Raw genomic sequence first — 23,336 nt, 5'->3', positions numbered from 1 at the left:
GCGGGCCTGTGTGCAAAGAGAGCTCGCAGCCGTGCGGTTTCGAACCGGCAGTCGCGAATCATATCAGGGAACGAGCCAATGTGATGGTTAAGGCCGGGCTTAAACTCTCGTAAAGCCGCATCGATCATGTTAGCCGGCATGGGTGGCGTGGGGGCGCCCGCAGCGATTTTATGCCTTTCAGGATACGAAAGACGCTGTGGCACTTTTGATCGTGCGTGAATCCTTCGAGAGTCGAGCCCGATTTCGGGGACACGCGCCAGCCGGGACCAACATATTGCTGGTAACACGCCTGATCATCATCTCCATCGTGCTGGGAAGCTTCGCGCTTGTCTTCGCCGAACTGGTGCGCCACTCGGAAGAAACAAGCCTCAGGCCATTGCCCACGGCCTCGCGTTGCGGCGACGCCGTGGGAACGCCTTGTCCGCAAAGGGCGCTATAGATCAAAACTAGCTGATTGCTAGGAGCGTGGTTGCAGATGGCAGCCGGCCTGGCGTTTCTGTGCCAGATACTCGTCGATCAGCTGGCGATAGCGCGCCTTGCCGAAACTCGGGAAATGGCCGCCATGCACGACCGAGACGTCGAGGTCGCGCATGGCAAACAGCGTCCCCAAATAATCACCGATATCGGAATGGTAGACGTCGTCGATCAGCGGACCGTCATAGATGATGTCGCCGGAAAGCAGGATGCCGGTCTTCTTCTCGTACAGCGCGATGCCGCCTGGCGAATGGCCGGGCGTGTGGATCACCTCGAAGGCGCGATCGCCGAGGTCGACGATGTCGCCATGTTCGAGCAGGCGGTCCGCCGGGGCGGGCACGATGCGATAGCGCGCCGTGTCCCAACCTTCCGGCTGGCGATCGAACATCTCTTCATTGGCGTAGCGGTCAGCCACCGTCCATTCGTTGCGCGGATCGGCGAGGATTTCAGCCTCGGCCGCATGCACGCAACGTTCGGGAAATTCATGGTGGCAGCCTATATGATCGAAATGCGTGTGGCTGGCGACGCAGGTGAGCTTGCGCTCGCTGACCAGCGGCACATGGCGCCTGAGGCTGAAATGGCCAAGCCCGGTATCGAACAGCAGGTCGCGGTCGCGGCCGCGCACATGCCACATATTGCAGCGGAAGAATGGTTTGATCCATGGCTCATGGATCAGCGTGACACCGTCGCCCACACGGATGGTTTCGTACCAGTCAGGTGCGTCGACGACCGCAAGCATGCCCATGTTCAATCCGTCAGCAGGATGATCTTGTCTGTATCGCAGGAAACCGAGACCGTGTCGCCCGGTTGCACGGCGGACGTCGCGGGCAGTTTGGCGATGAATTGCAGCGTGGCGTCTTCAGCGGAGACCGCGAGCACGCGCTTGAAGCTGCCCTGGAAGACGACGTCGCTGACCTGCGCCTTTCCCAGCTTGGTGGTGCCTGACGTCGCGGCCAGGGTAAGGTGCTCCGGCCGGATGGCCAAGGCAACCGCCGATCCCACCGGCAACGCTCCGGATGCCGAGACCGGCCCGACCTGTGTCGCGACAGTGCTTGTCCTGTCCTTGATCTCGATCACCGTTCCGCCAAGAATGGTGCTCTCGCCCATGAAGGTCGCCGAAAAGCGTGTCTTTGGGCGCGCATAGACGCGCTCGGGCGGCCCTTCGTCCTCGATGCGGCCATCATTCATGACAACACAGTGGTCGGCCAGCGCCATAGCTTCTTCCTGGTCGTGGGTGACGTGGATGAAGGCGGTGCCGACGCGCTTCTGAATCGCTTTCAGCTCATCCTGCATCTGCCGGCGCAGCTTGAGGTCGAGCGCGCCGAGCGGCTCGTCGAGCAGCAGCACCGCCGGCTCGATCACCAATGCGCGCGCCAGCGCCACGCGCTGCCGCTGGCCGCCGGAAAGCTGGTGCGGCTTCTTGTCGAAGGCGGCAGCCAGTCCGACGAGCGCCAGCGCCTCGCGCGCTTTCGCGGCGCGTGTCGCGCCGTCGACGCCTTGCATACGTAGGCCGAATCCGACATTGGCGCCGACGCTCATATGCGGAAACAGCGCATAATCCTGGAACACCGTCGTTGTCGGGCGCTTCGCCGGCGGAACCGCGGTGCAGTCCTCGCCGCGTATGAACACCTTGCCTTCGCTCGGTGTGACGAAGCCGCCCAAGATCGACAAAAGCGTCGTCTTGCCGGAGCCCGACGGTCCGAGCAGGATGGTATAGCTGCCGGGCTCGATCCCCAGCGAGACGTCTTTCAGCACCGCCAACTGGCCGAAACGGTGCGAGACGCCGCGGATATCGACCAGGGGCGCGCTCATCCCGGCTTTCTCCGCAGCAATGTCAGTTCGAACAGCACGACCAGCACGATGGAGACGGCGAACACCAGCGAGCCGACTGCGTTGGTCTTGGGGTTGAGGCCGGAGCGTAAGAGATTCCAGATTTCGACCGGCAGCGTGGTTTCGAAGCGCGTCAGCAGGAAGGAAATCACGAATTCGTCCCAAGAAAAGGTCATCGACAGGAAGAAGCCGGCGAAGATGGCCGGCGCCATCACAGGCACGGTGATCAAGAGCAGCACTTTCCATTCCGGCGCGCCGAGATCGCGCGCGGCGCGCTCGATATTGATCTGGTGGTCGCCCATCTGGCTGTAGACGATGGCGAAGCAGAGCGGCAGGTTGATCACGACATGGCCGATGCCGGCGGCCATCAGCGATTTCGGCACACCGGCCCAGTTGAACAGCACCAGCAGCCCCATGCCGATGATGAGATAGCTGACGGTCAGCGGCAGGGTGATCAATCCCCGCAGCAGGGCCGAACCCGGCAGCACGAAGCGCGCGAACGCCCAGGCGCTGAGGAAGCCAAGCGTGACGGCCGCGAGCGACGAAAGGACGGCCACCAGCAGCGAGTTCATCAGCGCCGAGGTCAGCCGCGTATCGGACAGGACGGCCTGGTACCAGCGCAGCGACGGGCCGGTGAAGGGTGGGATGGGGAAGGAGGTTGCCTGCAGCGAGAACAGCACGAGCACGACCACCGGCAGGAAAATGAAGGCATAGATGGCGATCGCGTAGAGACAGGAAGCGATTCGGACGATCCGGCGCATCTCAGGCCCGCTCGATCTTCAGCCAGCGGGCGCAGGCGAGATAGGCGATGGTCACGACCGCCATCAGGATGATCGAGAGCGCCGAGGCCAGCGGAAAGTCGCCGCGCCGGCCGATCTGCATCATCACCAGCTGTGGCATGACCAGCTCGTTGTTGCCGCCCAGAATCTGCGGCGTGATGTAGTCGCCGATGCACAGCACGAAGGTGAGAAAGGCGCCGACCATGATGCCGGGCAAGGTCAGCGGCAGGATGACATGCAGGAAAGTCCGCACCGGCCCGGCGCCGAGATCGGCGGCGGCCTTGCGGTAGCTCGGACTGAGCTGCTTCAAATTGGCGAAGATCGTCAGCGTCAAAAGCATGACGAAGAAATGCACGAAGCCGGTCACGGTGGCGAAGCGGATGTTGGCGAGCGGCAGCGGTTCGCTGGTCAAGCCGATACCGGTCAGCGTCCGGTTGATGACGCCGTTCTGCGCCAGCACTAGAAGCCAGGAATAGGAGCGCACGACATAGGACGTCCAGAACGGCAGCACGGCCAGCATCAGCGCCAGCCGCTGCCAGCGTTCCGGCACCTGTTCGGCCAGGATCCAGGCGAAAGGATAGGCGAGCAGCACCGAGACCACGGTGACGATTGCCGTCACCTGAAGCGAGTTCACCATCGCTTGCCAATAGGCAGGATTGGTGAAGAACTGGCTGTAGTTGGCTGATGTAAAGCCGCCGCCCTCATGCGACGTCAGGCTGGAAAGCCCCATGGCGATGAAGGGCAAAACGAAGAACAGCAAGGTCCAGCCGAGCGCCGGCGTAACCAGTGCCCAGGGCAGGGCCTTGTTCGCGGTGCTGCTCACGACGCCCGTCTACTGCGCCTGCAGCATCTCGGTCCACATGTCCTGCATCTTCTTGTCGAGGTCGGCATTCGGCGCCGGATAGGCCTGGGCGCGGGCAAGGAACTCGGGCTGCTCGTCGAAGCGCAGGATCTTCTTCTGGTCGTCGGTGAGCGTCGCCTTGCTGTTCGCCGGCATGCCCCAGTAGCAGGACGAGGTGGCAAGCCGGGCCTGACCCTCCGGGCTCATGATGTATTGGATGAATTTCAACGCTATATCCTTGTTCTTGGAATCCTTGAACATGGCCAGCGACTGCGACCACAGCACCGCTCCCTCCCTGGGTATCGAGAAGTCCAGCGCCGGGTTCTCCTTGGCCAGGCCCGCCGTCACCCATTCACCACCGCCGACCAGAATGTCGACCTCGCCTGTGGCGAGCGCCGTCTGGCTGGCGGTCACCTCGCCAACCAGCTTGGCGTTGGCCTTCATCTTGAGCAGCTCGGCGTTGAGGGCGGGAAGGTCGGCCTCCGTGAGTTCAGCCGTCCTCTTGCCGATGGCGAGTGCTGCCATGCCGATGACCGGCAGGTAATAATCGTAGATGGCGACCTTGCCCTTGTACTTGTCGCTTGTCAGCGACGCCAAGGATTGCATGTCGGCCGGGTCGACCTTGGTCTTGTTGAAGCCGATCGTGTTGTAGCCGAACTTTTCGGTGATGCCGTAGCGCTTGCCGGCGACCACGGTGGAGCTGTCCATCTTCACCTGCGGGAAGAGGTCGCCCAACGGCAGCTTGTCCTCCGGCAGCGGCTCGAACAGGCCCCTTTCCACGCCGCGTGGCACATCGATGCTGTCGATCACCATCACGTCCCAATCGCCGGGTTGCGACTGCGCGACGATGGCGAGCCCCGCGCCGGTGCCCTCGAATTCCTTGACGTTGACCTTGATGTTGTTGGCCTCTTCGAAGGGCTGCAGCAGCGCCGGGTCGGCGTGATCGCACCAGATCAGGGCGTTGAGATCGGCGGCTTGGCTGGCGCCGGCTGCTGAGAGCGTCAGTGCCGTGGCGCCGCAAGCCGCGCGCAGATGCCTCTTCAGGGTTGAAAGCGGATTGTTGGATCGTGCGGACATCGAGTGTTCTCCCTTGCCTTTATGGCTTCTTGCAAAAAATTGAACCAATTCTAAAATTGAGTCAATTCTGTTTTTGTGACAGACAGCCGGCATGAGTGGATTGAGGGCAAGGCAAAAGGCCGACCGGCACCGCCGCATCATTGAGGCGGCGGCCGAGCTTTTCCGCGAGGCCGGTTATGAAGGCGCGAAGATCGAGACGATCGCCGCCCAGGCCGAAGTGTCGATCGGGACGATTTATAATTACTACCAGAATAAGGGCGACATCCTCGGCGCCATCGTCTCCATGGAAGTCAACGAGGTGCTGAATGCCGGGCAAGGCGTGGTGGACAGCCCACCGGCCAATGTCGGCGATGCGCTGGACACGCTGATCGGCATCTATATCGAACACTCGCTGCACTATCTCAGCAAGGAAATGTGGCGCCAGGCGATGGCGATCTCGACGCAACTGCCCGACAGCCCGTTCGGCCAGGCCTACACGGCGCTCGACCGCGCGCTGACCGGACAGATCCGGGCGCTGATCGCAAGGCTTCAGGAGATTGGCCTGGTGCGGCGCGACATAGACGGGCTGGCGCTCGGCGAACTGGTCTTCAACAACATGAACATGATGTTCATCGAATTCGTGAAGCGCGAAGAGGCGAGGATACCGGAGCTGCGCGCGGCGATAAGGCGGCAGAACAGGATTCTCGTCGCCGCGATCGGGGTGTGAGGATGGAAGCGACCGCGGCATCAAACCAGCTTCCGCTGCCAGCGTGACTGACGATGAGTGCAAACGGCGGCATCCATCTACACCGCAAGGCTCCCGTGCGCGGGATGACCTAGCGGCTTGACGCTGCGGGGATTGACAGCGTAGCCGCCGGCCCTAACCAGCGATCCGTTCGAAGCATCGACCGAAGGGAAAGCAGACGCGCGGCCGCAGTGGCGCAGGTAAAAATCAGTGATCGGTCGGATCGATCTTCGTCAGGCGCTCCCGCGCTTCGGTGACGCGCCGCTGCGCGGACCTTATCCTGCTGCAAAGCGCAAGATTGATGCCGACGCCACAGTCTCCGTCCAACATTTCTTCCGCGCGTTTGAGGGCGAGTTCCGCTCGGCCAATCCGCTGCCTGGCCTGGGCCAATTCCATGTCCAAGAGTTCGATCATCGTTCCGCTACAGAGTTTGCGGTCCCTTCGATCGTTAACCGCCTCCGGCCGGGTTTGGTTCCAGGTTATCGGCTTGAGAGCCAGGAACAGGCAGGAGAAAGCCGCCGCTTCGGCATCGACCTCGTTGTACGCGAGTTCACCTCTTGAGTTGAGTTTAAAATCTGATACAACTTATAGGGGCAGACAAAGGGGGAAGATGGTGGGGACGTTTTCAATCTGGCATTGGGTGATCGTGCTGCTGATGCTCGGCGTGCCTGTTTTCTTTGCGATTCGCTCAGCCGTAAAGCCGTCACAGGGCCCGGCGGCTCTTGTAGGATTCGGTGGCTGGCTTATGCTACTGGCGATCGGTCAGGTGTTGTCGCCGCTGCGCACGCTTGCCGAGTTGGCCAATTCGGTCGAGGGTTACCGGCAACTCATGCCCCTGCCAAATGGGCCGCTTGCGGTGTATAGCGAGTTTGCCCTCAATTTGGCATTTCTGGCGCTTCAACTGGTTGTGCTCATTTCGATGCTGCGGCGAAGCCGACGCTTTCGACAATTGTTTCTGTTCCAGTGGATTGCGATACCGGTTGTGTTCGTCCTGGACACGATCTTGATCTCATCAACTCTAGGCGTCCCGGTGAGCCAGATCCTCGTTGGAGATGCGCTGATGACACCCGTTCTGTCGTTCATCCTCACCGGGGCCTGGGTCGCCTACGTCTACAAATCCGTCAGGGTAAAGAACACGTTCGGCGGCGAAGTGGCAGCCGGCCAGGTTGCGACGGCCGCCTAGCGAGAATCCGCTGGGTTTCGCCTCTTCGCATGAGCAGTCCTCCTTTGCGAGCTTCGGAGGACACTTCTTCGTTTTGCGAGATCTGGTATTCTTACGGGCTCTGGGTGGCCTACCACCCGAAGCTCGAAGAGCGAAGGGTGGTGCCCCCGGCAGGAATCGAACCCGCGACCTTCGGTTTACAAAACCGCTGCTCTACCAGCTGAGCTACAAGGGCATGCGGCACCGGTTAGCCATATTTGCGGCGCCAGTAAAGACAAATGTCGGTTTTGAGGCGCTCATGAACGCTGCCGGGCAACAGACACGGCATCCTGAAAACGGCCAATTCGCTTCCTATATCCTACGGCAGGTGCAATCGCTTGGGCGAGGGCTGTCGCATGATCAGATTCGTCATCATCCTGCCGATCGTCGTCATAGCCTGGATGCTGCTGGTGAAGCTTATCAGAAGCGTCAAGAACGCCAATGTCGACTGGACCGGCGTCACCACCATCATCGGCTTCATCGCGCTCGCCTTCTGGCTGCGCCATGTCACGGGCATGGGGTGGTGAGTAGCGAGTAGCGAGTAGTGAACCGCACGACCGACATCGGTTCACTACTCACTACTCACTACTCCCACTCCCCCGAAAAAATCCCCTCCACCTTTCGAACCTTTTCCCGCGCCGCGCCGACTGATGGTCAGAGGCGAATGGGTCGCCTCGATCAAAAGATCCAGGAGATCATCATGTTCAAGCGCACTCTCGTCTCAGGCCTCGTTGCCATCTTCGTCGCCACCGGCGCGCTCGCCGGCACCGTCGGCACGTCGTCGGCCCACGGCATGCACGGCCACCACCACCATCACAAGAAGCACTTCAAGAAGTTCTGGTGGAAGCACCACAACCATCATCACCACAAGCACGGCAAGGTGATCATTTTCCTTTGATGGAGGGACCCAATTCTCCCGAAAGGGCGGCTTCGGCCGCCCTTTTTTCGTTGGGCAAAAGGGGCGGGCGATCAATGTCTAGCCAGCCCTTGCAGGCCGCCATCAGCACGACCTCCTCGGTTCACGTCAAAAAAGATTCGAACCTTTTTCTTGTGCCAAACGACAGATGATCAAGAGGCGGATGGGTCGCCTCTCCAAACGAAGCAAGGAGATCATCATGTTCAAGCGCGCACTCGTTTCCAGCCTCATCGCAACCACCGTCGCCGCCACCGCTCTGGTCGGCACCGTTCAGCCCTCGGCGGCTCATTCGCATCACCACCACCATGGCCTCGGCATTGGCATCGCCGCCGGCGTCGGCGGTTTTGTTCTCGGCAGCCTGCTTGCCCAGCCCCGCACCGTCTACGTCGATGAGGACGGCGGTTCGTGGCACGTCCGCCGCTGCGTCGATCGCTATTCGAGCTACGATCCGGACTCTGACACCTACGTTGGTTACGACGGCTATCGTCACTACTGCCGGCTCTGAAGAGGAGGAGCACCGTTCAGCACCGGAAGAGGGGCTCAGGCGAGCCCCTTTTCTGTTGCTTGGACGGTGGGGCCACCTGTTGGATTGGCCGACTTTCAAGGAGATGCCTGAACCCACGGTCATCGGCCTTTGTCGACGCGATCGGCAATGTACAGGCATTTCCCGAAGGCCTAATCTGCTTTGGCGATGATCTGCGGGCGATATGGGGGAGGGTGATCCTTGGACGAGCAGGACCCGAAAGAGGAACAGGTCGAAACGATTTTCCGCAACGGCACGGTCACGACCGTCGGCATCCTGCTGGCGTTTTCGCTGGGCTTCATCACGCATTGGGCCGCCAACCCGATCCCGTGGCAGACCTATCACCTGACCGCCGTGCTACCGATCCTGGCCGGCATCGCCTTGCAGATGCGGGCACTGTGGCTTCTGCTCGACACAAAGTGCCTGCAGCGGCGCGTTTTCGAGCGCGCCAACCGCATCTTCATCGCCGGCCTCATCTTCACGGCCTGCGGCGTCGGCATGGCGATCCTGCTCGATTTCTTCGATATTGCGGCGAGGAGCGCGCTGCCCGGGGCAGGTTGATCATCCGGTTTGCACGCCACCGATCATCTTGGTCACCTCGGCCGCGGCATTGCGCACCATCGGCCCGATCTCGGCAAGCCGCTCAGACGTCACCCGGACCGTGGGGCCCGACACGGAGACACCGCCGATCGGCTCGCCGAATTCGTTGAAGATGGCCGATGCCACGCAGCGCATGCCTGGATGCCGTTCCTCGTCGTCGACCGACCAGCCGCGCAGCTTGATCGTCGCGAGATCGCGCGCGAGGGCGGGGATGTCGGACAGCGTCCTGTCGGTGAAGCGCTGCAGGCCGGCCTTGCGCAGGATGGTTCCGACGCGCTCCGGTTCCAGATGCGCCAGCACCGCCTTGCCGATGCCTGAAGCATGAAAGGGGCTACGCGTGCCCGGCCGGAAGAAGGCGCGGATCGCCTGGTGCGTCTCGACCTGGCTGACGAAGACCACGCAATCGTCCTCGGCGACGCCGAGATTGGCGGTCTCGCCGGTTTTCTCCATCAGTTCCTGCATGACGATGCGGGCGCGGTCGACCAGCTTGCGGCGGCGCAGGAACGCTGCTCCCATCCGGTAGGTCTCGACGCCGATCGACCAAAGCTGGTCCGAACTGTCGAATTCGACCATGCCGTGGTTTTCGAGCGTCGTCAGCATGCGGTAGGCAGTAGAGGCAGCGAGACCGCTTCGCGCTGAAATCTCGCTCAGCGACAGGCCGCTGCCTTCGGCAACGATGGCCAGGATGCGCAAGGCCCGGTCCAACGACTGCACCGAAGCCGATTCCGATGGGCCATTGAAGGCGCGCGGCCGACCGCGCTGGCGTTTTTCAGCGGTATCCATGGCGGCATCATGCCCGATTTTCCCGAACGGACAATGAAAAAGTTTTTCACGCCTTCTGCATTGCCACTTTTTGAAAAACAAAAAGAGAAATGAAATCAAGATACAACGGCAGCTTCTTAGAAATGAAAAAATATTCTGAAAAAATTGAAAAATAGCCGGCTTGCTGACATTCTCGGCCATCCAACAATGACAACCCTGTGGAGGGCCGGAAAATGGCCAGGATGCGCGCTGTCGATGCGGCGGTTCTCGTTCTCGAAAAGGAAGGCATCGCCTGCGCCTTCGGCGTCCCGGGCGCGGCGATCAATCCGTTCTACGCGGCCCTGAAGGCGAGGGGCACCATCCGCCATGTGCTGGCCCGCCATGTCGAGGGCGCCTCGCACATGGCCGAGGGTTTTACCAGGGCCAAGGCGGGCAATATCGGGCTCTGCATCGGCACGTCTGGCCCGGCCGGCACCGACATGATCACCGGGCTCTACTCGGCCGCAGCCGATTCCATCCCGATCCTCTGCATCACCGGACAGGCGCCGCGGGCGCGGCTGAACAAGGAGGATTTCCAGGCCGTCGACATCGCCGCGATCGCTTCGCCCGTCGCCAAATGGGCGGTCACGGTCATGGAGCCCTATCTCGTGCCGATGACGCTTCAGAAGGCATTCCACCTGATGAGGTCTTCGCGCCCGGGACCGGTGCTGATCGACCTGCCGGTCGACGTCCAATTGGCCGAGATCGAGTTCGACATCGACGCCTATGAACCGCTGGCGCCGTTCAAGCCGGCGATGACGCGCGCCCAGGCCGAGAAGGCGCTGGCCATGCTCAACGCCGCCGAAAAGCCGCTGATCGTCGCCGGCGGCGGCATCATCAATGCCGATGCGTCGGACCTGCTGATAGAATTCGCCGAGATTACCGGCGTGCCGGTCATCCCGACGCTAATGGGTTGGGGCGCGATCCCCGACGACCACCGACTGATGGCCGGCATGTGCGGGCTGCAGACATCGCACCGCTACGGCAACGCGACGATGCTAGAGGCCGACTTCGTGTTCGGCATTGGCAATCGCTGGGCAAACCGCCACACCGGTTCCGTCGATGTCTACACCAAGGGAAAAAAGTTCATCCATGTCGACATAGAGCCGACGCAGATCGGCCGTGTGTTCGCACCCGATCTCGGCGTCGTCTCGGATGCGGGCGCCGCGCTGAAGATGCTGCTCGACGTCGCCACCGAATGGAAAACCGCCGGAAGACTGCGCGACTGGTCGGGCTGGGCGAAGGAATGCCAGGGCCGCAAGAAGACGATGAAGCGCAAGACGCATTTCGACCAGGTACCGCTCAAGCCGCAGCGCGTCTATGAAGAGATGAACAAGGCGTTCGGGCGCGACGTCACCTATGTCACCACGATCGGCCTGTCGCAGATCGCCGGCGCGCAGTTCCTGCATGTCTATAAGCCGCGAAACTGGATCAATTGCGGCCAGGCCGGCCCGCTCGGCTGGACCCTGCCGGCAGCCCTTGGCGTGCGCGCCGCCGATCCCGAGCGCACCATCGTGGCGCTGTCGGGCGACTATGACTTCCAGTTCATGATCGAGGAGCTGGCGGTCGGCGCGCAGCACAGGCTGCCCTATATCCATGTCGTCGTGAACAACGCCTATCTCGGTCTGATCCGCCAGGCGCAGCGCGGTTTTTCGATGGATTACGAGGTCAGCCTCGCCTTCGAGAATATCAACCGATCGGACGACCCAGAGGCCGGCTACGGCGTCGACCACGTCGCTGTTGCCGAGGCGATGGGTTGCAAGGCGGTCAGGGTGCGCAAACCGGAAGAATTCGCCGGTGCCTTCAAGGAGGCGCAGCGGCTGATGAAGGAGCATCAGGTTCCGGTGGTGCTCGAATTCATCCTCGAACGCGTCACCAACATCTCGATGGGCACCGAGATCGACAAGATCACCGAATTCGAAGACCTTGCCGAACATCAAGAGGATGCCCCGACGGCGATCGTGATGCTGGACTAGGAGAAAAAGAATGCCGCGTTTTTCAGCCAATCTTTCGATGCTCTTTGGCGAGCATGACTTCCTCGACCGTTTTGATGCAGCTGCCCGCGCGGGCTTCAAAGGCGTCGAATATATAGGCCCCTACGACCATGCCCCCGAGGTGGTGGCCGCGCGGCTGAAGAAGAACAGCCTGACACAGGTGCTGTTCAACCTGCCGGCGGGCGATTGGGGCAAGGGCGAGCGCGGTATCGCCGTTTTGCCGGACCGCGTGCCGGAATTCCGCCAGGGCATCGCCAAGGCGATCGCCTATGCGCAGGCGCTCGGCTGCTCACAGGTCAATTGCCTGGCCGGCATCGCGCCCGCCGGTGTCGACCGCAAGGTGCTCGAGGATGTGTTTGCCGAGAACCTCGCCTTCGCTGCGGAGAAACTGGAGCAGGCCGGTATCAAATTGCTGATCGAGCCGATCAACACGCGCGATATCGAGGGCTTCTTCCTCAACTATTCCGACCAGGCGCTGGCGCTGATCGACCGTGTCGGCTCGAAGAACCTGTTCCTGCAATACGACATCTACCACATGCAGATCATGGAGGGGGATCTCGCCCGTACCATCGAGGCAAACCTCGGCCGCATCGCGCATATCCAGCTTGCGGACAATCCCGGCCGTCACGAGCCGGGGACGGGCGAGATCAACTATCCCTTCCTTTACGAGCACATAGACCGCATCGGTTATTCCGGCTGGGTCGGGGCGGAATACAAGCCGAAGGCGGGGACCGAAGCGGGATTGGGCTGGTTCAAAGAGTTGGCTGGGCAAGGGAGCGCGGCGGCTTAGCAGCCATCGCAATCGAAGCCGCGATCCTTCGCGCCCCCCTCTAGCCTGCCGGCCATCTCCCCCACAAGGGGGAGATCGGATGTCACCGGCGGCTTCGCCAAATTTTTTGAACCGAGAAAGTTGAGGCCGGTGCCGGAACTGCCAATCTCCCCCCTCGTGGGGGAGATGTCCGGCAGGACAGAGGGGGGCGCGACGGAACTCGGCCTCAACAAAGGAGAACCACTATGGAAACCATCGGCTTCATCGGCCTTGGCATCATGGGCGCGCCGATGGCGGGACATTTGCTGGATGCCGGCTACACGGTCATCGCCAGCGACCACCGCTCCAAGCCGCCGGCCGATCTCGTGGCCAAGGGACTGAAAACTGTCTCTGACCACGCTGCCGTGGCCAAGGCCGCCGATATCATCATCACCATGGTGCCCGACACACCGCAGGTGGCCGAGGTGCTGTTTGACGGGAACGGCGTCGCATCAGGTCTTTCCGAAGGCAAACTGGTCATCGACATGAGCTCGATCTCGCCGATCGAGACAAAGACCTTCGCCGGAAAAATCAACGAGATGGGCTGCGATTATCTCGACGCGCCGGTCTCGGGCGGCGAGGTGGGAGCCAAGGCCGCATCGCTCACCATCATGGTCGGCGGCGAGGAGAGGGCCTTCGAGCGCGCCAGGCCCGTTTTCGAGAAGATGGGCAAGAACATCACACTGGTCGGACCGAACGGCGTCGGCCAGACCACCAAGGTCGCCAACCAGATCGTCGTCGCGCTGACCATTGAAGCCGTGGCCGAAGCGCTTGTTTTTGCTTCAAAAGCCGGCGCCGACCCGGCCAAGGTCAGGCAGGCGCTGATGGGCGGGCTGGCCGCCTCGCGCATTCTCGAAGTGCATGGCGAGCGCATGGTCAGGCGCACCTTCGCGCCGGGCTTCCGCATCGAACTGCACCAGAAGGATCTCAACCTCGCCCTGGAAGGCGCAAGGGCGCTCGGCGTCTCCCTGCCCAACACGTCGACCACCCAGCAACTGTTCAATTCCTGCACCGCCAATGGCGACGCCAGGGAGGATCACTCGGCCCTGGTCAGGGCGCTGGAGCGGATGGCCGGGCATGAGGTAGGCAGAGGCGAATAGCGAGTAGGGAATAGCGAATAGGGGTTGCAGCCGCGGATAGCCGGGATTGGAGTTCGCTACTCGCTACTCGCTACTCGCTACTCGCTACTCGCTACTCGCTAAAAATTTCCGTGCCGCATAAAGGCTTACCGCCGCCGCGTTCGACACGTTGAGAGAGCGGATGGCGCCGGGCATGTCGAGGCGGGCCAGTGTCGTCACCGTCTCGCGCGTCTTCTGGCGCAGGCCCTTGCCTTCCGCACCCAGCACCAGCGCAAGCTTGTCGCCGGCAAAGCTCGTTTCGAGTTCGGCCGGGCCGCCCGAATCGAGACCGATTGTCTGGAAGCCGGCCTCATGCAGTTGCCCGAGCGCGTCGGCCAGGTTCTTCACCTCGATCTGGTCGATATGTTCGAGCGCGCCCGAGGCTGATTTCGCCAGCACGCCTGATTCCTGCGGGCTGTGGCGCGCCGTGGTGATCAGCGCGCCGGCATCGAAGGCGACCGCCGAGCGCAGGATGGCGCCGACATTGTGCGGATCGGTGATCTGGTCGAGCACCAGCACCAGTCTTGTATCGCCGAGCGCGTCGAGGCGCTTGGGCTTCAGCGGCTCGGCCTCGATCAGCACGCCTTGGTGCACGGCATCCGAACCCGTGATCTTGTCGATGTCCCTGGGTTCGGCCAGCTCCGCCTTGAAGGGCAGGGCCGCGAGGTCGGCCAGTCCCAGCCTCTCGGCGGCATTGCGCGTCACCAGCATTTTTTTGACCTTGCGGCGCGGATTGTCGAGTGCCGCCCGCACCGTATGCAGGCCATAGAGCCGCACCAGGCCGTCGGCTGCGTTCTCTCCTGGCGGCACGGGCTGGCGCGGCCGGAACGGCGGCGCGCCGCCGCTCTTCTCGTCGCGGTGCGCACGGCGCAGCTTGGCGTAGTGGGTGTCTTTCGGGGTGCCGGTCTTGTTGCTCATGGCCGGCTTCTATAGCGGTCTCCGGCGGCCAGGGATATGGTCCGTCGCCGCAGCCGGCGAACAACATCGAAAAACCCTTCCCGCGCGGTTGACACCCACTGGCCTTGCCGCCATAAGGCGCTTCGCTGATTTCGGAGAAGTGATACTCGGGTCCGGATCGGCAAGAATGCCTCGTTGCATGGCTCCGGCGGCAGACTGGAGAGGTGCCCGAGTGGTTAAAGGGGACGGACTGTAAATCCGTTGGCTTAGCCTACGTTGGTTCGAATCCAACCCTCTCCACCACTGCCGGCCCGGAAGCCCTGAAACGTGAAAGCATCGGAGGCGGAAAGCGCATGGCGCTTTTCCAGGAAATCCGATACTTCAGTGCAAGGCGCGGGTATAGCTCAGTGGTAGAGCAGCAGCCTTCCAAGCTGAATATGCGGGTTCGATTCCCGCTACCCGCTCCAGATTTCCAACCGCGCCATCGGTAAGCTGAAACACTGCGCGGCCAGGTCGCGCAGCGCTCCAGAGGATGGCTGTCCACTCGTTTCAGCTGTTGAAGGCCGATGCGACCTGGTGTTGCTGCGGCACCTGGCCGTTCGGCGTCAGCTTGTCGACGATGCCCGGCAGGGCTGCGGACAGTTGCTTGAGCAGCTCCTGCTCGTCGAGCCCGGTCCGTTGCGCGATTTCCCGGATGACCTGCGGTCCGATCGCATTTCCCAGGTCATTGGGGTTGATCGGCTGGTTCTGGCCGGTGCCGACCCAGGAATCGGCGACGTTGCCGTGGCCGGAATTCTTCAATTTGTCGAGCAGGCCGCCCAGCCCGCCAAGAAGGCCGCCATCGCCTGCCGTGGTTTCATTGGGCTCGGCCGGTACGGGAGCTTGGGCTTGCTCCGGCTGTTCGGCGCTCCTGCCGCTCAGCATCTTTCCGACCAGCAACGCGCCGAGCGCGATCATCAGGGGTTTGGTGATGTTGCCGCCTGGAACGGCATTGTCAAACAGTCCCATCGTGGATCTCCTTGTCAGCCAAGCCCGTCCCGTCCTCACAATGACGCAAACGGGCGGAATTTCAAGCTGGCTTGAGCTTTTGACAATCATATGAAAATGATGGACGCGGCAGGGGATTGGAGAGGAAAAATGTCAATCATCAGCTGGATTATTCTGGGCGTCATTGCCGGCTTTCTTGGCAGCAAGATCGTCAACAAGAGCGGCCAGGGCATGATCATGGATATTGTGCTGGGCATTGTCGGCGCCATTGTCGGCGGCCTGATCTTCAGCGCTTTCGGCGCGTCGGGCGTCACCGGCCTCAACATTTATAGCCTGATCGTCGCCGTGGTGGGCGCCGTGGTCGTGCTGTGGGCCTACCACCAGTTCGCCGGCAAGCGCACGATTTAAGCGCCAGCCGAACTGTCTGATTTCGAATTCCGCCGAGGCAACACCGGCTTCCGGCCGGTATGCGCGGCAAGCTTGCCTATGGCATCAGGATTGCGTCGGCCGCGGCGAAAAAGATCAGCGTTCCCGCGATGAACACCGCCCAGCCGACAAGCGACTTGCGGATGGCCGCCTTGTGCTCGGCGTCGGAGTGCTTGTTCTGGTCAAAATCGGTCATGGGGAAGCTCCCTTGGCTGATCATCATGTCTTCGTCGGTCGGACGATGCTTCGCCGATTAGACGATCGATCTGACTACTGCAATATCAGCTGAAAGGGCACGCGCCGGCGCCTGCCAGGGCGCCAGGCCTATGCGACGACGGTCAGCCGGCGCTTGCGCTGGTCGAGCGAGACGATTGCCAATCCGCTGCCGACAACCAGAAGGATGCCGCAGACCGCCAGCGCGTTTGGGAATTGTCCGAACACCAGCAGGCCCGAAATCACCGCCCAGACGGTGAAGCAGTAGTAGAACGGCGCCACCGCGCTGGTCGGCCCGACGCGATAGGCCATGAAGATGAAGAAATGGCCGAAGATCAGGAAAAACCCGGCTCCGGCCATGAGCAGCAAATGATGCGCTTCGGGCATGATCCAGCGCTCTGAAACCAGGTGTGCCGCACCGGCGCCGATCAGCACGACGACGACGGCGGAAATCGCCACGATCATTCCCGGCACCTCGGCCGGAACCCGCCTGCCGGTGAGATCGCGCGCGGCCGACAATGCCGCGTTGCCGAGCGCCAGCAAGGCATAGATCGAGATGCCCTGCATGGTCGGTTGCGCCACCATCAGCGCGCCGATGAAGCCGAGGCCGATCAGCGCCATGCGCTGGCCGCCTATCCGCTCGCCGAACAGAATGGAGGAGCCGACCAGCATCAAGAGCGGCGTGACCTGTCCGAGCGCGGTGGAATCGGCGATCTGCATGTTGGCGAGCGCCACGACGTAACAAAGGATGGCGGCCAGTTCGAGCAGGTTGCGGTGCAGCACGCGCTTGTCGAAGATCAGCGGGATCTGTTTGCCATAGCCGAGCGCGAGCAGCAGCGGAAAGCCCCAGAGCGCCGCCGCCGCGCCGCGCAGGAACAGCACTTCGTAAGACGGCAGGCCCGCCGTGGCGAGCTTCATCATCGTATCGTTGACGAGATACGACCCGGTCGAGACGATCATGAACAGGGGGCCGCGAACGGCTGTCGGGATGAAATGCATCGGTGCAGGAAATCAGAGCGGGAACGCCGCCGCAATGGGCCATGGAGCGGCGACCAATCCGACAGCAACCGACGAGCGGCGCGCGCAATGCCGGCGTCCTTGCGCAGGGCATGGGCCCATTCCATTTCGCGCGACACGTTCCTATATCAGCGCCATATCCCCGCAATCGGATCACGGGTTCGGACCGAGTGAGACGGCGCCCGGGCAAAAGACGCTTGTGTTTTTTGGCCTTTGTCGCTAATCGCCCCGCATTCGACTGAACTGAAGGTCCAGGCCGTCCAAGGAAAGAGACTATGGCAAAAGGTAAATTCGAGCGCACCAAGCCGCATGTGAACATCGGCACGATTGGCCACGTTGATCATGGCAAGACGTCTTTGACGGCAGCGATCACCAAGTATTTTGGCGAATACAAGCGCTATGACCAGATTGACGCGGCGCCGGAAGAGAAGGCGCGCGGCATCACCATTTCGACGGCTCACGTTGAGTACGAGACGGAGAACCGCCACTACGCCCACGTCGACTGCCCCGGCCACGCCGACTATGTGAAGAACATGATCACCGGTGCCGCGCAGATGGACGGCGCGATCCTGGTCGTGTCGGCTGCTGACGGCCCGATGCCGCAGACCCGCGAGCACATCCTTCTGGCCCGCCAGGTCGGTGTGCCGTCGATCGTGGTGTTCTTGAACAAGGTCGACCAGGTCGACGACGCCGAGCTGCTTGAGCTGGTCGAGCTCGAGGTTCGCGAATTGCTGACCAAGAACGAGTTCCCCGGCGACGACATTCCGATCGTCAAGGGTTCGGCGCTGGCGGCTTTGGAAGATTCGGACAAGAAGATCGGCGAGGACGCGATCCGCGAGCTGATGGCTCAGGTCGACGCCTACATCCCGACGCCGGTTCGTCCGCTTGACAAGCCGTTCCTGATGCCGATCGAGGACGTGTTCTCGATCTCGGGCCGCGGCACGGTTGTGACCGGGCGCGTCGAGCGCGGCGTGGTCAAGGTCGGCGAGGAGCTGGAGATCATCGGCATCCGTCCGACCACCAAGACGACCTGCACGGGCGTTGAGATGTTCCGCAAGCTGCTCGACCAGGGCCAGGCCGGCGACAACATCGGCGCGCTGCTGCGCGGCGTCGACCGTGAAGGTGTCGAGCGCGGCCAGGTTCTGGCCAAGCCCGGTTCGGTGAAGCCGCACAAGAAGTTCGTGGCCGAAGCCTACATCCTGACCAAGGACGAGGGTGGCCGTCACACGCCGTTCTTCACCAACTACCGTCCGCAGTTCTACTTCCGCACGACGGACGTGACCGGCATCGTGTCGCTGCCGGCCGGCACCGAGATGGTGATGCCCGGCGACAACATCACGGTCGACGTCGAGCTGATCGTGCCGATCGCCATGGAAGAGAAGCTGCGCTTCGCCATCCGTGAAGGCGGCCGCACCGTCGGTGCCGGCATCGTCGTCACCATCAAGGAATAGTCGACACCGGCATCAGCCGGATCGAGAAGGAAGGGCGGTCCTCGGGCCGCCCTTTTTTGTTGGCGACCGAAGATCAGCCATTGGCATGCCGGGGCCGACACGCAGTCGAACGGTAGCCGCGTCATCGAACTGGCCATCGAGGCAGGTTGAGGCTTGCTCGATTTTTCCGCTATCGTCGCTGCAGGCGGCGCTGGGCGGAGGTCAAGTATGAGCCAGGATGTTCCGACACTGTATGAATGGGCCGGCGGCAGCGAAGCGCTGAACCGGCTGACGCAGACCTTCTATGACAAGGTGGCGCGGGATCCGGTCGTCGGGCCGGTGTTCAAGCATATGTCGCCCGACCACCCCGCCCATGTCGCGGCCTTTATCGGCGAGGTTTTCGGCGGCCCGAAAACCTACAGCGAAAAATTCGGCGGCCACCGCGAGATGGTGATGCATCACCTGGGCAAGCATTTGACGGAAGAGCAGCGCCGCCGCTGGATCAGTCTGCTGGCCGATGCCGCCGATGCGGTCGGCCTGCCTGACGACCCGGAGTTCCGTTCCGCCTTCATGGGCTATGTCGAATGGGGATCGCGGCTCGCCAAGATGAACTCCAATCTCGGCGAAACGTGCGATCCGGAGACCGAGCCGATGCCGGCCTGGGGCTGGGGCGTGCCTGGCGGGCCGTACCGGGTCCCGGACACCAAATAGCCGGCCAACGGATACACCGGCCGGCAGGCAAGATCTCCGCGAATGGCATGCCGACGCACTCCTGCGTGAAACCGGAGATCGACGACGGCGGGCTGGCCGGCGGCCATCCCGATTTCCGGTAAAGGGGATGAAGGCGCGTTTGCTTGCAAACCGCTCTTTACAGAGCGCGCGGAAGCTTTTAGGAAGCCCCTGCTGCGCCGAGGCGCACGTGTACGGGCATAGCTCAGTTGGTAGAGCGGCGGTCTCCAAAACCGCAGGTCGTAGGTTCGAGCCCTGCTGCCCGTGCCATTTTCCCTCAGGGGAATAGGTACCTAGAAAACGCCTTGCGTGGCGCGGAGCCCGAAAGTAGCCTTGCCTGGATACGAATTTAGGTATTGTTCATTTTTTGTTCACTGGTCCGCTTGCATATGATAGCTTACGTAAGTCAGTAAGGAACGTGCTCGGAGGATTCTCCACATGAGAGACATCATCATTATTTAATTCCGCGTGCAGATGCGATAAGAAGCCCCTGGGGATCCCCTGGGGGCTTTTCGTTATGGGCGAGTTTCTCGGCTACCTAATCGGGCTTGGGAAGAATACATCGATCACGCAGATCCCAGACGGCTACGCTGTCCTTCTCACGGGCATTCTGGTGATCCTCGGTTGGTACATCTCGGCCCGTCAGGCCACGAATGCGTTTCGGCGGGAAAAGGCCAACAAGTACCTGCTTGCCGATTCCCATCCGGTCTATCCGATCCTGAGAAGGCTCTCTAATCCTTACTTGCAGAACCGGACCCCATTTCCGACCTATGGTGAGCTTCAAGCAGATGCAGCTCAGCAGAATTTGCAGAAGGATATCCGGGAAGCGCTCGTCTATTTTGAATTCGCGGCAGCGGACATCATGCACGGGCTCGTTTCGGAGCGATACCTGTATGTCTCCCAGCGCAGCTTGACGATGAACGTTTTCGAACAGTCGCGGCGCTACATCGTTAGCGTCCGGGAACTGCACAAGCAGCCTTCGGCGTTTGAAGTCTTCGAGACCCATTATATCCGCTTTGCATACCCAAGCTTGAGCTACGGGGCCAAGATCCTTGAATTCGCAATGCACCGGCCGCTCTACAAGCCCTACCGCTTCATCTTCCTGTGTCATTATTGGTTCGGATCGCAGGGGATGAGCTATCCCTCCGATCCCATGCAAGCGGACCTGAAAGAGATTTCCGAGGCTTGGAGGCGCAGTTGCCAGCTTGTAGGCCTAGGACGGCTGATGGCTTTGCTAGTGGTCGCTTTGCTGGTGGGGAACTGGCTTCGAACTTGAGACCGTTTTTCACTCGGTGCTCAAGATCGCAGCCGGCGGCCGGTCGCAAGGTCTTCCCGAGTTCGGTCGGTGCGCGGACTGACGCCGCTCGGCAGAAAAGCTCGATTTTGGTCACACAAAATGTTGCACGTCATTTGAAAATCGGCGACCGGCTTGCCATATTAGGTCGATTGAGGCATAAGGGCGCCATAGCCGGGACGGAACGACTGGATGGTTCCGAGGCGGCGTTTGGTCATAAAGCGGACACTTGCCACTTGCGTGGATCAAGAATCGGTTTTATGTAGACGAAACAGACACGCGACGCGTGGAGCTGGGAAGCCGGCTTTACGCGTCTGATTTGCATGGGCGAAATGATTGCGCTGATTCGGCGCGAAAATGGACCCAGGCGGCACGTCCCGGCCAGCGGGATCATCCAGGAGACCCGGCCAACGGGTCTTGAAGACAGAGCGGCATATGGCTTCGAAAACCACAAATCCTTTCGTCTTTCTCCAGCAGGTTCGCGCGGAGACCGCCAAGGTGACTTGGCCATCGCGGCGCGAAACGATGATCTCGACGGTGATGGTTCTGGCCTTCGCTGTGATCGCGATGATCTTTTTCTTCACCGCCGATCAGCTCATGGGCCTCGCGGTCGAACAGATTCTGGGCATTGGACGCTAAGTCCGGCGATTACGGAGAAGTCGTGAAATGACTACGCGCTGGTACATCGTCCACGCCTATTCGAACTTTGAGAAGAAGGTCGCCGAGGACATCGAGAACAAGGCCAAGCAGAAGGGCTTGTCCGCCGATATCGAGCAGATCGTCGTGCCGACCGAGAAGGTCGTCGAGGTTCGTCGCGGCCGCAAGGTCGACGCCGAGCGCAAGTTCTTTCCGGGCTATGTGCTCCTGAAGGCCAACTTGACCGACGCCGTGTTCTCGCTAGTCAAGAACACGCCGAAGGTCACCGGCTTCCTGGGCGACTCCAAACCGGTGCCGATCACCGAGGCCGAGGCGCAGCGCATCCTGAACCAGGTGCAGGAAGGCGTCGAGCGGCCGAAGCCCTCGGTTACTTTCGAGATCGGCGAGGCGATCCGCGTTTCGGATGGCCCCTTCGCGTCCTTCAACGGTTTCGTCCAGGAAGTGGACGAGGAGCGGGCGCGGCTCAAGGTGGAAGTTTCGATCTTCGGGCGCGCCGTGCCTGTCGATCTGGAATTCGGACAAGTCGAAAAAGGCTGATCCGAAATCCCTGGCGCCGTTCCGGTGGTCAGGGGAGGCGGCGCGGCAACGCGCGGCCTGAGAACGGTGGGAGGCGAATGCGGCTTTAGCCGGCCGCAGGAACCGCACCACCAGACTGCAACAGCCGGTGCTTTCCCAGATGGTGGGATCGGCATAGACAAAGGCAGGAATAGAGATGGCTAAGAAAATTGCAGGCCAGCTCAAGCTCCAGGTTGCCGCGGGCTCGGCTACGCCGTCGCCCCCGATCGGCCCGGCGCTTGGTCAGCGCGGCATCAACATCATGGAGTTCTGCAAGGCGTTCAACGCGCAGACCCAGGAAATGGAAAAGGGATCGCCGATTCCGGTCGTCATCACCTACTACCAGGACAAGTCGTTCACCTTCGTCATGAAGACGCCGCCGGTGAGCTACTTCCTGAAGAAGGCCGCGAACCTGAAGTCGGGCTCGAAGGAGCCGGGCAAGGTCAAGGCGGGCACGATCGGCCGCGACAAGGTCCGCGCCATCGCCGAGCAGAAGATGAAGGATCTGAACGCAAACGACGTCGAGGCGGCCATGCGCATGGTCGAGGGCTCCGCCCGCTCGATGGGTCTGGAAGTGGTGGGCTGAGATCATGGCAAAGATTGCAAAGCGTGTATCGAAGACCCGCGAAGGCATCGATCCCAACAAGGCTTATACCTTGGGTGACGCGCTGAAGCTGCTCAAGGATCGCTCCACGGTCAAGTTCGATGAGACGATCGAAGTCGCGATGAATCTCGGCGTTGATCCCCGTCATGCCGACCAGATGGTCCGCGGCGTGGTCAACCTGCCGAACGGCACCGGCCGCTCAGTCCGCGTCGCCGTGTTCGCCCGTGGCGACAAGGCCGAGGAAGCCAAGGCCGCCGGCGCCGACATCGTCGGCGCGGAGGACCTGGTCGACATCGTCCAGAAGGGCACGATCGATTTCGATCGCTGCATCGCCACGCCGGACATGATGCCGCTCGTCGGCCGTCTGGGCAAGGTGCTCGGCCCGCGCGGCATGATGCCGAACCCGAAGGTCGGTACCGTCACCACCGACGTCGCGGCCGCCGTCAAGGCATCGAAGGGCGGCGCTGTGGAGTTCCGCGTCGAGAAGGCCGGCATCGTTCACGCCGGCGTCGGCAAGGTCTCGTTCGACGTCAAGGCGCTGGAAGAAAACATCCGCGCCTTCGCCGATGCGGTGACCAAGGCAAAGCCTGCTGGCGCCAAGGGCAACTACGTCAAGAAGGTGTCGGTCACCTCGACGATGGGCCCGGGCCTCAAGCTCGATGTCTCGACGCTCGCAGCGTCCTGATTAAGACGATCTGGATCGGCCGCTGAAAGGTCGATCCGCAAGTGAATTCCGGGCCCGGATCGTTCTGGGCCCGGTACCGGGAGCCGAAAGGCTTCCGGACATCCTGTCCGAGATTGCAGGCGGCCCGGCCTTTATTGAAAAGGGGGGCCTTAATTC

At 61.7% G+C, this 23,336-nt stretch carries 28 protein-coding genes and 4 tRNA genes; 21 read left to right on the top strand and 11 right to left on the bottom strand.

Annotation, left to right across the window (positions count from 1 at the left end):
- Window positions 1-457: 457 nt before the first annotated feature.
- From FJ964_RS02120 to FJ964_RS02100, 5 genes are read right to left on the bottom strand one after another with little or no spacing between them, the layout of a single operon-like run.
- The gene (locus FJ964_RS02120) at window positions 458-1,219 is read right to left on the bottom strand and encodes an MBL fold metallo-hydrolase (RefSeq protein ID WP_140548711.1); all 762 of its coding nucleotides are present in this window, start codon (window positions 1,217-1,219) and stop codon (window positions 458-460) included.
- Between the two features lie 2 nt (window positions 1,220-1,221).
- Entirely contained in the window at window positions 1,222-2,286 is a 1,065-nt protein-coding gene (locus FJ964_RS02115; protein ID WP_140548709.1) for an ABC transporter ATP-binding protein, read from the bottom strand.
- Window positions 2,283-3,065, bottom strand: a complete 783-nt coding sequence (locus FJ964_RS02110; RefSeq protein ID WP_140548707.1) for an ABC transporter permease — start codon at window positions 3,063-3,065, stop codon at window positions 2,283-2,285. The genes FJ964_RS02115 and FJ964_RS02110 overlap by 4 nt, the downstream gene beginning before the upstream one ends.
- Before the next feature lies 1 nt (window position 3,066).
- Window positions 3,067-3,906, bottom strand: coding sequence for an ABC transporter permease (locus FJ964_RS02105; protein ID WP_140548705.1), 840 nt, complete (start codon window positions 3,904-3,906; stop codon window positions 3,067-3,069).
- A 9-nt stretch (window positions 3,907-3,915) separates the two neighbouring features.
- Window positions 3,916-5,001, bottom strand: coding sequence for a spermidine/putrescine ABC transporter substrate-binding protein (locus FJ964_RS02100; RefSeq protein ID WP_140548703.1), 1,086 nt, complete (start codon window positions 4,999-5,001; stop codon window positions 3,916-3,918).
- Window positions 5,002-5,092: 91 nt separating this feature from the next.
- Between FJ964_RS02100 and FJ964_RS02095 the strand changes: the two genes are divergently transcribed.
- From FJ964_RS02095 to FJ964_RS02085, 3 genes are all read left to right on the top strand, one after another.
- Window positions 5,093-5,707 (top strand): TetR/AcrR family transcriptional regulator, encoded by a 615-nt coding sequence (locus tag FJ964_RS02095; protein ID WP_140548701.1) that lies wholly within the window; start codon window positions 5,093-5,095, stop codon window positions 5,705-5,707.
- A gap of 228 nt (window positions 5,708-5,935) precedes the next feature.
- The gene (locus FJ964_RS30875) at window positions 5,936-6,286 is read left to right on the top strand and encodes a hypothetical protein (protein WP_181172334.1); all 351 of its coding nucleotides are present in this window, start codon (window positions 5,936-5,938) and stop codon (window positions 6,284-6,286) included.
- A 49-nt stretch (window positions 6,287-6,335) separates the two neighbouring features.
- Window positions 6,336-6,908 carry a DUF2569 family protein gene (locus FJ964_RS02085; protein ID WP_224713226.1) on the top strand — a complete coding sequence of 191 codons (573 nt, stop codon included), beginning with the start codon at window positions 6,336-6,338 and terminating at the stop codon, window positions 6,906-6,908.
- Window positions 6,909-7,046: 138 nt separating this feature from the next.
- Here FJ964_RS02085 and FJ964_RS02080 read toward each other — a convergent pair.
- Window positions 7,047-7,122 (bottom strand) — tRNA-Thr (locus FJ964_RS02080).
- Window positions 7,123-7,282: 160 nt separating this feature from the next.
- Here FJ964_RS02080 and FJ964_RS02075 point away from each other — a divergent pair.
- The 4 genes from FJ964_RS02075 to FJ964_RS02060 all read left to right on the top strand — a co-directional run bounded on the left by FJ964_RS02075 (window position 7,283) and on the right by FJ964_RS02060 (window position 8,926).
- A complete protein-coding gene (locus FJ964_RS02075) occupies window positions 7,283-7,453 on the top strand; it encodes a hypothetical protein (RefSeq protein WP_140548699.1) in 171 nt (56 codons plus the stop codon).
- A 173-nt stretch (window positions 7,454-7,626) separates the two neighbouring features.
- Window positions 7,627-7,824 carry a hypothetical protein gene (locus FJ964_RS02070; protein WP_140548697.1) on the top strand — a complete coding sequence of 66 codons (198 nt, stop codon included), beginning with the start codon at window positions 7,627-7,629 and terminating at the stop codon, window positions 7,822-7,824.
- 217 nt (window positions 7,825-8,041) lie between these two features.
- Window positions 8,042-8,347 (top strand): BA14K family protein, encoded by a 306-nt coding sequence (locus FJ964_RS02065; protein ID WP_140548695.1) that lies wholly within the window; start codon window positions 8,042-8,044, stop codon window positions 8,345-8,347.
- Window positions 8,348-8,566: 219 nt separating this feature from the next.
- Window positions 8,567-8,926, top strand: coding sequence for a hypothetical protein (locus tag FJ964_RS02060; RefSeq protein ID WP_140548693.1), 360 nt, complete (start codon window positions 8,567-8,569; stop codon window positions 8,924-8,926).
- Here FJ964_RS02060 and bhcR read toward each other — a convergent pair whose 3' ends face one another.
- Window positions 8,927-9,748: an HTH-type transcriptional regulator BhcR gene (gene bhcR / locus FJ964_RS02055; RefSeq protein ID WP_140548691.1), complete on the bottom strand. Its 822-nt coding sequence runs from the start codon at window positions 9,746-9,748 to the stop codon at window positions 8,927-8,929.
- Window positions 9,749-9,960: 212 nt separating this feature from the next.
- Between bhcR and gcl the strand changes: the two genes are divergently transcribed.
- From gcl to FJ964_RS02035, 3 genes are all read left to right on the top strand, one after another.
- Window positions 9,961-11,742, top strand: a complete 1,782-nt coding sequence (gcl, locus tag FJ964_RS02050) for a glyoxylate carboligase (protein ID WP_140548689.1) — start codon at window positions 9,961-9,963, stop codon at window positions 11,740-11,742.
- Window positions 11,743-11,752: 10 nt separating this feature from the next.
- Window positions 11,753-12,550: a 2-oxo-tetronate isomerase gene (gene otnI, locus FJ964_RS02045; RefSeq protein WP_140548687.1), complete on the top strand. Its 798-nt coding sequence runs from the start codon at window positions 11,753-11,755 to the stop codon at window positions 12,548-12,550.
- A gap of 224 nt (window positions 12,551-12,774) precedes the next feature.
- Window positions 12,775-13,668, top strand: coding sequence for a 2-hydroxy-3-oxopropionate reductase (locus tag FJ964_RS02035; RefSeq protein ID WP_140548683.1), 894 nt, complete (start codon window positions 12,775-12,777; stop codon window positions 13,666-13,668).
- An 84-nt stretch (window positions 13,669-13,752) separates the two neighbouring features.
- Here the strand turns inward: FJ964_RS02035 and FJ964_RS02030 are convergent, their stop codons facing one another.
- Entirely contained in the window at window positions 13,753-14,604 is an 852-nt protein-coding gene (locus FJ964_RS02030) for an RNA methyltransferase (protein ID WP_140548681.1), read from the bottom strand.
- A gap of 197 nt (window positions 14,605-14,801) precedes the next feature.
- Between FJ964_RS02030 and FJ964_RS02025 the strand changes: the two genes are divergently transcribed.
- Together FJ964_RS02025 and FJ964_RS02020 are read left to right on the top strand one after the other, a co-directional pair.
- Window positions 14,802-14,886: transfer RNA gene (locus tag FJ964_RS02025), tRNA-Tyr, on the top strand.
- A 90-nt stretch (window positions 14,887-14,976) separates the two neighbouring features.
- Window positions 14,977-15,050 (top strand) — tRNA-Gly (locus FJ964_RS02020).
- 82 nt (window positions 15,051-15,132) lie between these two features.
- On the opposite strand, the gene FJ964_RS02015 is transcribed toward FJ964_RS02020, so the two are convergent.
- Window positions 15,133-15,591, bottom strand: a complete 459-nt coding sequence (locus FJ964_RS02015; RefSeq protein ID WP_140548679.1) for a YidB family protein — start codon at window positions 15,589-15,591, stop codon at window positions 15,133-15,135.
- A 129-nt stretch (window positions 15,592-15,720) separates the two neighbouring features.
- On the opposite strand from FJ964_RS02015, the gene FJ964_RS02010 reads away from it, so the two are divergent.
- Window positions 15,721-15,978: a GlsB/YeaQ/YmgE family stress response membrane protein gene (locus FJ964_RS02010; protein WP_140493554.1), complete on the top strand. Its 258-nt coding sequence runs from the start codon at window positions 15,721-15,723 to the stop codon at window positions 15,976-15,978.
- Between the two features lie 76 nt (window positions 15,979-16,054).
- Here the strand turns inward: FJ964_RS02010 and FJ964_RS30870 are convergent, their stop codons facing one another.
- Complete coding sequence (locus FJ964_RS30870) at window positions 16,055-16,192, bottom strand: hypothetical protein (RefSeq protein ID WP_181172379.1); 138 nt, start codon at window positions 16,190-16,192, stop codon at window positions 16,055-16,057.
- A gap of 128 nt (window positions 16,193-16,320) precedes the next feature.
- The gene (locus tag FJ964_RS02005) at window positions 16,321-17,208 is read right to left on the bottom strand and encodes a DMT family transporter (protein ID WP_140548677.1); all 888 of its coding nucleotides are present in this window, start codon (window positions 17,206-17,208) and stop codon (window positions 16,321-16,323) included.
- Window positions 17,209-17,501: 293 nt separating this feature from the next.
- On the opposite strand from FJ964_RS02005, the gene tuf reads away from it, so the two are divergent.
- From tuf to rplA, 8 genes are all read left to right on the top strand, one after another.
- Window positions 17,502-18,677, top strand: a complete 1,176-nt coding sequence (gene tuf / locus FJ964_RS02000) for an elongation factor Tu (RefSeq protein WP_140515452.1) — start codon at window positions 17,502-17,504, stop codon at window positions 18,675-18,677.
- 207 nt (window positions 18,678-18,884) lie between these two features.
- On the top strand, window positions 18,885-19,367 hold the full coding sequence (locus FJ964_RS01995) for a group II truncated hemoglobin (RefSeq protein ID WP_140548675.1): 483 nt from the start codon (window positions 18,885-18,887) through the stop codon (window positions 19,365-19,367).
- 212 nt (window positions 19,368-19,579) lie between these two features.
- Window positions 19,580-19,655 (top strand) — tRNA-Trp (locus FJ964_RS01990).
- A 247-nt stretch (window positions 19,656-19,902) separates the two neighbouring features.
- Window positions 19,903-20,661, top strand: a complete 759-nt coding sequence (locus tag FJ964_RS01985) for a hypothetical protein (protein WP_140548673.1) — start codon at window positions 19,903-19,905, stop codon at window positions 20,659-20,661.
- A gap of 453 nt (window positions 20,662-21,114) precedes the next feature.
- On the top strand, window positions 21,115-21,318 hold the full coding sequence (gene secE / locus FJ964_RS01980) for a preprotein translocase subunit SecE (protein WP_013531408.1): 204 nt from the start codon (window positions 21,115-21,117) through the stop codon (window positions 21,316-21,318).
- Window positions 21,319-21,345: 27 nt separating this feature from the next.
- On the top strand, window positions 21,346-21,873 hold the full coding sequence (gene nusG / locus FJ964_RS01975; protein ID WP_140501620.1) for a transcription termination/antitermination protein NusG: 528 nt from the start codon (window positions 21,346-21,348) through the stop codon (window positions 21,871-21,873).
- Between the two features lie 175 nt (window positions 21,874-22,048).
- On the top strand, window positions 22,049-22,477 hold the full coding sequence (rplK, locus tag FJ964_RS01970; RefSeq protein WP_140501622.1) for a 50S ribosomal protein L11: 429 nt from the start codon (window positions 22,049-22,051) through the stop codon (window positions 22,475-22,477).
- Window positions 22,478-22,481: 4 nt separating this feature from the next.
- A complete protein-coding gene (gene rplA, locus FJ964_RS01965; RefSeq protein ID WP_140548671.1) occupies window positions 22,482-23,180 on the top strand; it encodes a 50S ribosomal protein L1 in 699 nt (232 codons plus the stop codon).
- Window positions 23,181-23,336: the final 156 nt, after the last annotated feature.

The sequence above is a fragment of the Mesorhizobium sp. B2-3-2 genome (assembly GCF_006442295.1).
Classification (GTDB): Bacteria; Pseudomonadota; Alphaproteobacteria; order Rhizobiales; family Rhizobiaceae; genus Mesorhizobium.
This window is presented reverse-complemented; position numbering and strand designations above follow the sequence as displayed.

Bases quoted from the DNA above. Each gene is read 5' to 3' on its own strand.
- FJ964_RS01995 (WP_140548675.1), top strand. From the start codon at position 18,885: ATGAGCCAGGATGTTCCGACACTGTATGAATGGGCCGGCGGCAGCGAA.
- FJ964_RS02035 (WP_140548683.1), top strand. From the start codon at position 12,775: ATGGAAACCATCGGCTTCATCGGCCTTGGCATCATGGGCGCGCCGATG.
- FJ964_RS02110 (WP_140548707.1), bottom strand. From the start codon at position 3,065: ATGCGCCGGATCGTCCGAATCGCTTCCTGTCTCTACGCGATCGCCATC.
- FJ964_RS02095 (WP_140548701.1), top strand. From the start codon at position 5,093: ATGAGTGGATTGAGGGCAAGGCAAAAGGCCGACCGGCACCGCCGCATC.
- FJ964_RS02065 (WP_140548695.1), top strand. From the start codon at position 8,042: ATGTTCAAGCGCGCACTCGTTTCCAGCCTCATCGCAACCACCGTCGCC.
- FJ964_RS02030 (WP_140548681.1), bottom strand. From the start codon at position 14,604: ATGAGCAACAAGACCGGCACCCCGAAAGACACCCACTACGCCAAGCTG.
- FJ964_RS02010 (WP_140493554.1), top strand. From the start codon at position 15,721: ATGTCAATCATCAGCTGGATTATTCTGGGCGTCATTGCCGGCTTTCTT.
- FJ964_RS02120 (WP_140548711.1), bottom strand. From the start codon at position 1,219: ATGGGCATGCTTGCGGTCGTCGACGCACCTGACTGGTACGAAACCATC.
- FJ964_RS02075 (WP_140548699.1), top strand. From the start codon at position 7,283: ATGATCAGATTCGTCATCATCCTGCCGATCGTCGTCATAGCCTGGATG.
- nusG (WP_140501620.1), top strand. From the start codon at position 21,346: ATGACTACGCGCTGGTACATCGTCCACGCCTATTCGAACTTTGAGAAG.
- FJ964_RS02085 (WP_224713226.1), top strand. From the start codon at position 6,336: ATGGTGGGGACGTTTTCAATCTGGCATTGGGTGATCGTGCTGCTGATG.
- bhcR (WP_140548691.1), bottom strand. From the start codon at position 9,748: ATGGATACCGCTGAAAAACGCCAGCGCGGTCGGCCGCGCGCCTTCAAT.
- gcl (WP_140548689.1), top strand. From the start codon at position 9,961: ATGGCCAGGATGCGCGCTGTCGATGCGGCGGTTCTCGTTCTCGAAAAG.
- FJ964_RS01985 (WP_140548673.1), top strand. From the start codon at position 19,903: ATGGGCGAGTTTCTCGGCTACCTAATCGGGCTTGGGAAGAATACATCG.
- FJ964_RS30870 (WP_181172379.1), bottom strand. From the start codon at position 16,192: ATGACCGATTTTGACCAGAACAAGCACTCCGACGCCGAGCACAAGGCG.
- otnI (WP_140548687.1), top strand. From the start codon at position 11,753: ATGCCGCGTTTTTCAGCCAATCTTTCGATGCTCTTTGGCGAGCATGAC.
- secE (WP_013531408.1), top strand. From the start codon at position 21,115: ATGGCTTCGAAAACCACAAATCCTTTCGTCTTTCTCCAGCAGGTTCGC.
- rplA (WP_140548671.1), top strand. From the start codon at position 22,482: ATGGCAAAGATTGCAAAGCGTGTATCGAAGACCCGCGAAGGCATCGAT.
- FJ964_RS02015 (WP_140548679.1), bottom strand. From the start codon at position 15,591: ATGGGACTGTTTGACAATGCCGTTCCAGGCGGCAACATCACCAAACCC.
- FJ964_RS02070 (WP_140548697.1), top strand. From the start codon at position 7,627: ATGTTCAAGCGCACTCTCGTCTCAGGCCTCGTTGCCATCTTCGTCGCC.
- FJ964_RS02115 (WP_140548709.1), bottom strand. From the start codon at position 2,286: ATGAGCGCGCCCCTGGTCGATATCCGCGGCGTCTCGCACCGTTTCGGC.
- FJ964_RS02005 (WP_140548677.1), bottom strand. From the start codon at position 17,208: ATGCATTTCATCCCGACAGCCGTTCGCGGCCCCCTGTTCATGATCGTC.
- tuf (WP_140515452.1), top strand. From the start codon at position 17,502: ATGGCAAAAGGTAAATTCGAGCGCACCAAGCCGCATGTGAACATCGGC.
- rplK (WP_140501622.1), top strand. From the start codon at position 22,049: ATGGCTAAGAAAATTGCAGGCCAGCTCAAGCTCCAGGTTGCCGCGGGC.
- FJ964_RS02100 (WP_140548703.1), bottom strand. From the start codon at position 5,001: ATGTCCGCACGATCCAACAATCCGCTTTCAACCCTGAAGAGGCATCTG.